At 67.3% G+C, this 2863-nt stretch carries 3 protein-coding genes and 1 pseudogene; all 4 read left to right on the top strand.

Going from position 1 to position 2863, the window contains the following annotated elements:
- Positions 1-94 precede the first annotated feature (94 nt).
- On the top strand, positions 95-1525 hold the full coding sequence (locus ACY45C_RS19035; protein WP_462188935.1) for a thioester reductase domain-containing protein: 1431 nt from the start codon (positions 95-97) through the stop codon (positions 1523-1525).
- 22 nt (positions 1526-1547) lie between these two features.
- Positions 1548-1802: pseudogene (locus tag ACY45C_RS19040) on the top strand (NAD(P)-binding protein); the annotation flags it as partial.
- 135 nt (positions 1803-1937) lie between these two features.
- Positions 1938-2363, top strand: coding sequence for a YybH family protein (locus ACY45C_RS19045; protein WP_462188936.1), 426 nt, complete (start codon positions 1938-1940; stop codon positions 2361-2363).
- 169 nt (positions 2364-2532) lie between these two features.
- Positions 2533-2863, top strand: a 331-nt coding sequence (locus tag ACY45C_RS19050) for an NAD(P)-binding domain-containing protein (RefSeq protein ID WP_462188941.1), incomplete at its 3' end; no start/stop codon positions are given.

Genomic DNA, 2863 nt, shown 5'->3' on the forward strand with positions numbered 1-2863 from the left:
GCACGACACCAATAGACGATCATGAGAGGGCCAGTTCGATCACAAGATCAGCGACAGATCCACGGAACTGCCCCCGTCTCACCGGCGCGGCGCGGTGTCGGACTTCGTCCTTCAGGAGGTGGCGCTCGTCCTCGGACACTCGGCACCGGGAGCGGTCGAGGAGCACCAGCTCTTCTCCGACCTCGGATTCGATTCGCTCACCTCGGTGGAGCTGCGCAACCGGCTGGCCGATGCCACTGGTCTGCGGCTGCCGCCATCCCTGATCTTCGAGCGCCCGACACCCAAGGAACTGGTGGAGCACCTGGCCACCCTCCTGGTGGCCGCGCAAGGGGCGTCCTCGCGCGCCGCCGACGTCGACTTCTCCGCCGAGGTCCACCTCGACGAGGGTATTCAGCCCGCGGGCGAGATCGACCGGGTGGCCACCGACCCCGCCGAGATCCTGCTGACCGGCGCCACCGGCTTTCTCGGCGCGTTCCTGCTCCGTGATCTGATGCGATCGACGACCGCCACGGTGCACTGCCTGGTGCGGGGAGAAGACCGGGCCACGGCGACCCGCCGCCTGCGGGAGAACCTGGCTTGGTACCAGGTGTGGGAGGACATCGATCCGGCCCGTCTGTCCGTCGTCGTCGGTGACCTGGCCGCGAGCCGACTGGGCCTGGCCGAAGCCGGGTTCGACGACCTCGCCCGCCGGGTCGACGTCGTCTATCACGCCGGCGCGACGGTCAGCTGGCTGCGGCCCTACACCGAACTCGCGCCGACGAACGTCGGCGGCACCCGGGAGGTGTTGCGGCTGGCCGCGGCACACCGCACGGTTCCGGTCCACTACGTGTCGACGACCGGGGTGTTCCCCGCTCCGAGCCCTGACGCGCGCGCGGCCACCGTGACCGACCCGACCGGGCCGGCGCACCTGCTGCACAACGGTTATCTGCAGAGCAAATGGGTCGCCGAGCAGATCATCGGTCTCGGCAGGGACCGCGGACTGCCCCTCTCGGTGTACCGGGTGGATGTCGTGTGCGGCGACCAGATGACCGGCGCCTGCCAGACCAGGGATTTTGTCTGGTTGAGCCTCCGGGGAATCCTGGAGGCCCAGGCGGTGCCCGAGAGCCTCGCCGGCGTCGTCCACATGGTTCCCGTGGACTACGTCAGCACGGCGATCGTGGCTCTCTCCACGCTGCGGGACACCGCTGGCCGGACCTTCCATCTGTACAACCGGCAGAATCAGACGTTCGCCGAGTTCGTCGATCACCTCAGATCCTTCGGATACCACCTGCCCGCGCTGGACTGGGACTCGTGGTCGGCCCGCGTGCGCGGGGACCGGAAGAACGCGATGTTCCCGCTGCTGGACTCGTTCGAGGGAATGAACGCAGGCAACGGCCTGGCCACCTATCCGCCGATCGATGTCTCGGACACCGAACACGCGCTGCGGGAAACCAGCATTGAATGCCCGGCGGTCGATCGTGGCCTGTTCGAGAGATATGTGATCTTCTTCGTCAAGGCGGGCTATTTTCCGCCCCCCACCCTTTAGCACGCAGCAGGGGAGTGACCGCATGGCGGAAACATCTGGACGTGATCGTGTGGTTGTGCTCGGCGCAAGCATGGCCGGGCTGTTGGCAGCGCGTGTGCTGGCGGACCGGTACACCGAGGTCGTCCTCGTCGACCGTGACGACCTCACCGGGCACGACGCCGCCGGGGGGCACCGTGACACCCGACGAGGCGTCCCGCACGGCGAGCACCTGCACAACCTGCTGGCCGCTGGTCTCCTCGTCCTGGAGGAACTGTTCCCGGGGATCACCGAGGAGCTGACCCGGTAATCGGGTCGATTCCTCTCACGTCTATACACGATTACCGACACAAGACCGGATCGAGGAACGCTCGCTGCTAGCCTGCGAGCAGGTCCACGCCATATGCCGTCAGTATACGAATGGAGCAAATGTGCCGTGACCGAAACTCAATACGCACTGGTACGTGACATCAACCTGCACCAGGAGGCCTTCGGAGCCGCTTTCAACTCCGGTGACGCCGCCGCGGTCAATGCGATGTACACCGACGACGCGGTCGGGATGTGGGAGCCGGGAAAGCCCCTCCGCGGCCAGGTCCGCCGCGACTACGTGGCTGAATTTCTGGCGACTCGCAAACCGTCCGTGGAAGCGACGGTGCGCCAGAAGCTGGTGGTCGGCGATACCGCCATGCTTGTGGTCGAGTGGCGGATGGACACGATCGGCGCAAACGGCGAACCCGAGCCGCTGGACGGCGTCGCCATCGACGTCCTGCGTCAGGGCGAGAACGGCTACTGGCGTTACGTCGTAGACAACCCCTTCGGTGTCAGCGGCCCGTGGGCCGCCGAGGACGAGAGACGGGAATAGATCGACGCACGAAACGCGGACGCGGGTCACATCACCGCGCTGGCACGCCTGGGACCGGCGAACGAACGATCACATCCATCGCGGCGGACGCCGCACGACATCCGGAGAAGCTCCTGTGTCCACCCCCTCAGTCTCCGCATCGCCGGTCACCGTCGTCGGACTCGGCCTGATGGGCCGCGCGCTGGCGGCGGCCTTCCTGTCCAACGGCCACCCGACCACGGTCTGGAACCGCTCGGCAGGGAAGGCAGACGATCTGGTCGCCAACGGCGCGACCCTCGCCCCATCGATCAGGGCCGCGGTCGAGGCAAGCCCACTCGTCGTCATCTGCGTCTCCGACTACGACGCCGTGCACGAGCTGCTGGACCCGGTCGGCGCCGCCCTGGACGGCCGGACGCTGGTCAACCTGACCACGGCCAGTTCCACTGTGGCGCGTGAGACCGCCAGCTGGGCGGCCCAGCTCGGCAGCACCTATCTCGACGGCGCGATCCTGGCTCTCCCCC

It is taken from the genome of Frankia sp. CcWB2 (assembly GCF_977927585.1).